Source organism: Chamaesiphon sp. GL140_3_metabinner_50, from assembly GCF_025361915.1.
In the GTDB taxonomy this organism is placed as follows: Bacteria; Cyanobacteriota; Cyanobacteriia; order Cyanobacteriales; family Chamaesiphonaceae; genus Chamaesiphon.
The window spans coordinates 1-7,343 of sequence record NZ_JANYJC010000216.1 but is presented as its reverse complement, the minus strand read 5'-3'; the positions used below and the strand labels follow the sequence as shown (position 1 = coordinate 7,343).

General features: G+C 44.8%; 7 protein-coding genes and 1 pseudogene. 2 read left to right on the top strand and 6 right to left on the bottom strand.

Annotated features, from left to right (window positions below):
• The 5 genes and pseudogenes from Q0R35_RS10830 to rpmG form a co-directional block, all read right to left on the bottom strand.
• On the bottom strand, positions 1-556 hold a 556-nt coding region (locus tag Q0R35_RS10830; RefSeq protein ID WP_295617504.1), incomplete at its 3' end, for a hypothetical protein.
• A gap of 99 nt (positions 557-655) precedes the next feature.
• Positions 656-919: pseudogene (locus tag Q0R35_RS10825) on the bottom strand (TIGR02450 family Trp-rich protein).
• A gap of 15 nt (positions 920-934) precedes the next feature.
• Entirely contained in the window at positions 935-2,953 is a 2,019-nt protein-coding gene (locus Q0R35_RS10820; RefSeq protein WP_295617501.1) for a ribonuclease catalytic domain-containing protein, read from the bottom strand.
• A 195-nt stretch (positions 2,954-3,148) separates the two neighbouring features.
• A complete protein-coding gene (rpsR, locus tag Q0R35_RS10815; protein ID WP_295617498.1) occupies positions 3,149-3,364 on the bottom strand; it encodes a 30S ribosomal protein S18 in 216 nt (71 codons plus the stop codon).
• Positions 3,365-3,410: 46 nt separating this feature from the next.
• Positions 3,411-3,605 carry a 50S ribosomal protein L33 gene (gene rpmG, locus Q0R35_RS10810; RefSeq protein ID WP_295617494.1) on the bottom strand — a complete coding sequence of 65 codons (195 nt, stop codon included), beginning with the start codon at positions 3,603-3,605 and terminating at the stop codon, positions 3,411-3,413.
• 217 nt (positions 3,606-3,822) lie between these two features.
• Between rpmG and Q0R35_RS10805 the strand changes: the two genes are divergently transcribed.
• Entirely contained in the window at positions 3,823-4,566 is a 744-nt protein-coding gene (locus Q0R35_RS10805; protein WP_295617491.1) for a cytochrome c biogenesis protein CcdA, read from the top strand.
• 272 nt (positions 4,567-4,838) lie between these two features.
• Positions 4,839-6,242 carry a cytochrome c biogenesis protein gene (locus tag Q0R35_RS10800; RefSeq protein WP_295617488.1) on the top strand — a complete coding sequence of 468 codons (1,404 nt, stop codon included), beginning with the start codon at positions 4,839-4,841 and terminating at the stop codon, positions 6,240-6,242.
• 435 nt (positions 6,243-6,677) lie between these two features.
• Here Q0R35_RS10800 and Q0R35_RS10795 read toward each other — a convergent pair.
• The coding region (locus tag Q0R35_RS10795) for a carotenoid oxygenase family protein (RefSeq protein ID WP_295617485.1) at positions 6,678-7,343 on the bottom strand (666 nt) is incomplete at its 5' end.

Genomic DNA, 7,343 nt, shown 5'->3' with positions numbered 1-7,343 from the left:
AAGATAAATAAAGATCGAAAAATGGATATAAATTATCGGGTTCGCTCAGAAGCAGTTGCCAGAAATCGGCGGCAATTTGTTTATAGGTTTGGAAACATCGCTTATCCCGATAGAAACTCAGCATGACAGAAGAATCTACTGGTTCTATTCCCGTATAATATTCTTCGCAGGTAAATACATATGCATTCCAGTTGCCATCTTTTTCTTGCTGACAGGCAATAAATGTTTGCTCCACTAATCTTGAATTCCATTGAAAACTGGATAGCGGCAAACCAGCACCGAATACTGCGGGTATTCTAGCTCTTACCCATGCAGGATAGACAACTTCTTCCCAAAAGCCACCGCTATTTGTTGGTAATGAAAGAATCGGTGTCGGATCTTTAATATATTTAGAAATCGGAAACGTATAATAATCTAGATCGTCTCCTGCATGTCCAACTGCTGCTGGATTGATATTACCAACATCTCCAGCTACAGGGATAAATATAAATTTTTCACCCCACACTGGCTGTTGCAGAATTTCTGTAAACCAACCATGATGAATCCGAACTGACATGTGGTGTAATTAATAACGTGGCAGATCGGACAGTTTTTCCTCTAATATTGAGTTGACTTTACAAACAATTGGATTAACTTAGATCTCTCTCGATCGCATTTACTCAATAAAAACTAACTCATCTGGTGCCAATGCCATTTCATCGAGAGTTTGCCAGCCTGGATTCCATTGCTTGGGATCTTTGGTAGCTTGAGCGTTAATCCAAAATCTGACGGTAGGATCGCACGATGAGAGCATTTCGGCAAATACCCACTGTCCCTCATTCTTACAATTGACAACTTGAAAATGTCACCACCCCCACATTTTTTGGGCAGCCGTCCATTTTGAGCCGAGTAAATGCGGAAATTTCTGTTTTTTTGCCATGACTCCCAACTAAGTTTAAGCGAACGAATCGGCAGATTGACGGGTAATTTCGCGCAGATGAATGATATCCTGACGCGGATCGACTAAAGCAACTTGTACCTGAATCTGTTCGCCAGCAGCTACCCAGCGATTGAACTTCATCGCTAACTCAATTCCCAATTCTTCGATTAAGATCAGGGCGAGACTTTCATCTTCTCGCAACCAGCGTAAGAATAAAGCATCCCATTCGCGATCGCCCGATCGATTGAGGTATTCTAGAGTCCAATAGCGATTGGTTTGTCGCTCTACCATAATCGCTTCATAAATATTGGTACCCAACGCCAGCATAATTTCCTGCAATCGTTCGGTGGTGAATGGTAATTCATCACCACGCAGGTGAGCTTTGATTTGATAATGGGCGAGCAAGTCTGTATAGCGGCGAATTGGTGAGGTAACTTGGGAATAGGTGTTTAAACCCAGGCTAGCGTGCCGAGCTGGCGTAGTTCCCATTTCACTCCGGGGCATACACCGCCGCACGGCACAGGAGCGTGCTGGGCCGACTGGGATGAGAATTAGTTCTTCTTCTGGAGGCAGTTCTGGCTGGGGTTGTCCGCGATAGGGCAGGGGGAGCGCATTGTCCTGTCCGTATCTAGCCGCGACTTCACCTGCGAGGATCATCATTTCGGCGACTAGGCGGCGCGCGCGATTATCTTCAATTAGATCGATCGAAACTTCATCGCCGCTGACTTTGACGGTAGACTCCGGCATGTTGATATTAATCGACCCTTGCGATGTCCGCCACTGGTTCCGCAGTTTGGCAGCTTTGGCAATCGATTCAATTTCTAGCTCTCCGGGAATCCGCAGTTGCAGCATTTCCTCGACATCTTCATAAGTAAGCCTGTAAGTCGGCTCGATCGTGCTAGTAGTTATCTCATATTCGCTTGCGGCACCACTCTCATCAAGAATTACCCCAAAACTCAAGGCGCAACATTTTTTGCCCTGTCTGAGGCTCATTGGGCCAGTAGCCAGAGCGGGTGGGAACATGGGAATCATCCCGGTGGGGAGATAAATCGTCACCGATCTTTTACGTGCTTCGAGATCGAACTCGTCTTCAGGCGATAATAATCGGGTCGGATCGGCAATATGAATCCATAACTTTTGCCGTCCGTCTGGCAAGAGTTCCAAACTCAATCCATCATCGATCTCTTGGGTACTTTCGTCGTCGATCGTGTATACCTTGAGATGGGTAAGATCGCGGCGACGGGTAGCATCGCGATCGACAGGTGGATTGGTTAGTAATTCATGCGCCACGGTTTGCATCTTGGGTGAGAAGTGAACGGGAGTCTGAGAGCGACGCAGATGGATGTTCTCATGGATGCTCCACCATCCCAATTCCACGAGGAGCGAGAATACTGCTGGTTGGGTTTGCTGGCGGTTGAGAGCTGTGAGGTATTCTCCGAGTTTCGATGGTGGCAGATCTGGATTGAGGACGTATTTTTCCAGGACTTCGAGCCGCTGTTTGTCGGTATCTTCCCACTCTACTGGGGTACCTGCTAACTGTTGCCGAACGCGATCGATAAATCCTTGCTGTTCGATTTCTCTTCGATCTTTGACAGTGGCTTGGTGCTTGAGTTCGGTGACTTGAGCGCGGCTGCGGGGTTCGTATTTGTCTTCTTTTTTATTTTTGAAGTAGATCTTATCTTCTGAGAGCAAGACGTAAGCGGCGTAGCACAGAGCTGGGATGCGATCGGAATATAATAAATCTGCGAGTGTCGGTGGATCGACTGTTTCTCCGTCTTCTACCAACATTTCCCAAGCGACTTCTAGGCTATCGGGATCGATATTCGGTGCGACTTGGGCACTAAATTTAGCAATCTCGGCGGGCTGCTTATAGGTAACCCCAGCAACTTCATAGGTAATATCGCGAGGATGAAGCGTATGCGATTGAGTTCGATCGTCGATCGCAATCCAGTGTTTTTTCCCTTCTGGACGATCGGCAATTGCCAGACGGCGTTCTCCATTGTGCCAAAATTCAACTAGAGTTCCCTTCTCCACCCCTGTTTCTTCCTTTGTAACGGTTCGTTGTTACGTGTTGTGCGATCGTTACGGTTGTGCCAGTAGCGATTTAAGTTCGGATCTCTAGTGTAATGTGAATGCGCGATCGCCGCTATGACTCCAGGAATGTCAAGGCATGAAGTTTGCTGGAAACCTAAAGCTACTAGCAATCCTCATCCCTCATCCCTTAATGGTTTAACCTTCGACGTTGATAAATGGCATCAATGCGATTTGGCGAGAGCGTTTAATCGAAAGCGTCATATCTCTTTGTTGCTTGGATGTTAAGCCAGTAATTCTCCGAGGTAAGATCTTGCCGCGCTCGGTGACGAACTTGCGAAGTAAATCTACATCTTTGTAATCGATTGGATCTCCAGGTTTGATGGGCGATAACCGTTTGCGAAAATAAGCCATGTTGTTCGTGGATAGTGGATAGTGGATGGTGAGTAGTTAATACTACTTACTTGATTTCTTTATGTGTTACGTGTTTGTTGCAATAACGACAGAATTTGCTCAACTCTAACCGAGCGGTGGTGTTCCGGCGGTTTTTCATTGTCGTGTAACGGGATACACCAGCCGAGCGTTTAGCAGTATTGCTGCGACACTCAGTGCATTCCAAGGTGATGATAATCCGAACGCCCTTTTTGGCTGCCATACTCTTTACAGACCCAACGCGGGAATAAAATAAACACAGTCTACAATTATCTCATGAAGATCGCTCGATCGGCAACTAGTTAACAAAATATTGCCGGATTAAAGTGCGTATTTACCGAGCTGACGCAACCCGTTAAATCTTGCTATAACTAGTAACTAACGCCACCTTCTCGATCGGCTGCTAGTTGCGACAGACAATCTTGTCTCACTTTATCCCCATGAATATCTCGACGATCGATCTTCAGACAGTACTATACCAACTCGAACATTTCGCCGATCGACTGGTAACCGAACAACTAACGCAAATTACCTGGATCTCCGTTCTCACCATTTTTTCGGCAGGATTACTCACCAGTTTGACACCTTGCACCTTGTCGATGTTACCGATTACGATCGGCTATATCGGTGGCTATGAATACAAAAGTCGCTGGCAAGCCGCAATTCAATCGACATTCTTCTGCGCCGGAATTGCAACAACGCTGGCGGGGTTGGGGATATTTGCAGCGGTAGTGGGTAAAGTATACGGTCAAATTGGCTTGGGGTTGCCAATTTTTGTCAGCGCGGTGGCAATTTTAATGGGGTTAAATCTGCTTGAAGCTCTACCCTTCCAACTCCCCGATTTTGGCGGTATGGATTGGATTCCCAAAGACTTGCCCAATGGCGCGCGATCGTATTTACTAGGTGTCACCTTTGGCTTAGTCGCTTCTCCTTGCAGCACGCCAGTACTTGCAAGCCTACTCGCATGGGTAGCCAGTACTGGCAATATCTGGTTGGGTGCGGTACTCCTCCTGGCATATACGGCTGGTTATGTGGCACCATTAATATTGGCAGGCACCTTTACAGCGGTTATCAAAAAGTTATTAGAAGTCCGTAAATGGTCGGGTTGGATTACCCCAACTAGTGGCATTCTCTTGATCGGCTTTGGGGTGTTCTCACTGTTGACTAGGATTCCAAATTTTTAATAATCGATATATTTTTGCAATTAATTACAAACAATAATCTATCCCCTGAAGTAGGGTGGGCAGTGCCCACCATTTGTATTTCAATGTATCGATTCGCTAGATATTTACACCAATATTAATTATTAAAACTTCTAAATTAGTAAATAGCACCTATCTTGTAAAAAATATTGCTATTAGTAATAGCTGAGATCTCATTGGTGGGCAGTGCCCACCCTACCAGTAGTACTTTATTCATAAACCCTAAAGGCTAAAACCTCACCCCTAATTTACAGATGGCGATCGAATCTAACGTAGCTCCACTTAATTTCTGGCAAATACCACAACAATGGTGGCGGAAGAAAATAGTACCAGTTATTGCCAACCTTAAATTTGCGATCGCATTAGTACTGATTATCGCAGTTTTGAGTATCACTGGGACAGTTATCGAGCAGGGCGAAACGCCAGGATTTTATCAGACTAATTACCCTGAAAGTCCGGCTCTATTTGGCTTCTTAACTTGGAAAGTAATTCAAGTCATCGGACTAGACCATGTATATCGAACCTGGTGGTATTTAGCATTACTAGTACTATTCGGAATTAGTCTGATGACTTGTACTTTTACTACGCAGTTACCGATGCTTAAATCGGCGCGAAAGTGGAAATTTTATGATAATCCCAAATTCTTTCAAAGATTGGCTCTGAGTGCCGAAATTGACGATCGCAATCTAGATGAACTTTCCACCCAATTACAAACGCAGAAATACAAGATCTTCACCGAAGGCGATAAACTTTACGCGCGGAAAGGACTAATTGGTAAAATCGGCCCAATTGTCGTTCATGTTGGGATGATTCTAACTTTATTGGGTGGTGTTTGGGGCGCGACAACAGGATTTATCGCTCAAGAAATGGTGCCGAGTGGCGAAACATTTCAGGTTAAAAATATCCTCGATGCTGGGCCATTAGCCCGCAACCAAATTCCAAAAGACTGGTCGGTTAAAGTCAATCGATTCTGGATTGAATATACGCCTGCTGGCACGATCGATCAATTTTATTCCGACCTGTCAGTAATAGATAATGACAGCCAAAAAGAACTAGATCGGCAGACGATTTATGTTAATAAACCATTAAAATATGATGGCGTTTATTACTATCAAACCGACTGGTCGATTTCTGGGGTCAAAGTCAGAATTAATAATAGTCCGATTTTCAGATTACCGATGGCGCAAATCGGACAAGGTGCCCAAAATCGAATTTGGGGAACGTGGATTCCCACTAAGCCAGATTTAAGCGAAGGTGTTTCGCTACTAGCTAAAGATTTGCAGGGGACATTACTAGTCTACGATACCAAAGGGCAACTAGTTTCTAGCGTGCGCGCTGGAGGTGAGTTAGAAGTCAATGGTGTTACCTTAAAAGTTCTCGAAGTAATCGGCGGAACCGGACTCCAAATTAAAGCCGATCCGGGAATTCCGATCGTCTATTTAGGCTTCGGGTTACTGATGCTAGGAGTAGTCATGAGTTACTTCTCGCATTCTCAAATCTGGGCGGTAGTTAAGGATGGTAAATTGTATCTGGGTGGGCGCACAAATCGCGCTCAAGTAGTGTTCGAGCGCGAAACGATCGCCATTATTGAAAGACTCCAGCATTCGGGTATGGATAACCTCACCGATGATGTACGGGTACCGACAGTAGTAAGCTAAGTTTTGGATCGTAAAAATAGACCGATCGTTAAATTCAAATTAATTTAATTTAACTTAAATCTACCCAAATTCTGATTGCCAACTCTGCTTACCTATGTTAGATTAAGTTCAGGTAGTAAATAACCCGCTGTCTAGTACAGCTATCCAATTATTATATTAGGAGGTGGTGCCCATGATCGAGAGTAGTACACGTCTGGGTCTCGAAACTGGAGTTAGCCGGCTGAGTGCTGGGACTGTCCTCTAGTAAACTTATCGGTTTGTCTATAGAATCGTTCTAGATTCACTCCTGTCTTGTTTGTAGAGTTTCTCTCAGCAGCCAGGTTCCAGCGAACAGACCCCCTAGACCGCTCCTATTGCTAGTACTGAGATTTTAGAATCTTATCTAGTAGTAGGAGCGGATAGTTTTTGGGAGGTAATTTAGCATTTTAGAGATATTTAATTCCCTTTCCAGGTACCATGAAAACCCATCGGTACCACACTAGGTAAACTTAACCGACAAACAGGCGATTCATCTAACCTATCGCAGTCGTAGATCCAAACTTCACTTTGATGATTTTCGCCATCGTAAATTACTGTGAGAATCCAGCCTCGGTTAGCATCGAATTTATCGACAACATGAATCGGCTCAGTTGGGTATAAATGACTAGCGAGATCGGCAGTAGTTAACGTGTTAGTATGTCGATCGAACCTGCCAATCGTCCCAACTAATTCGCGATTGAGAACTGCATTTGGTTTGTGAACGGCTAGATATGTATATCGCCATTCTCGTCCGACTTGAGAGCTTTCTACTAAGGGAAATTCACAACTGCGATCGCATAATTGTTCGCTACTAATGAGCTTACCCACAGTCGGATCGATGACTAGTTGCCAGAGCGTACCGATTGCTTCAGTATGAGTCTTACCACTAGCAACTTCTCTCAAAAATTCATTAGTTCCAAAATCGGCATAACGAACTAAATCGCAGATGATTTTACCGTTAGCATCGACATAGCCATTACCTAAATGCCATTGATACCACGGCTCAGTAGTGAAATTACTAACTAGACTCAGATCCTCGCGATCGAATATCATGATTTGGGTGCCGAGTTCTGGCTTCCACCG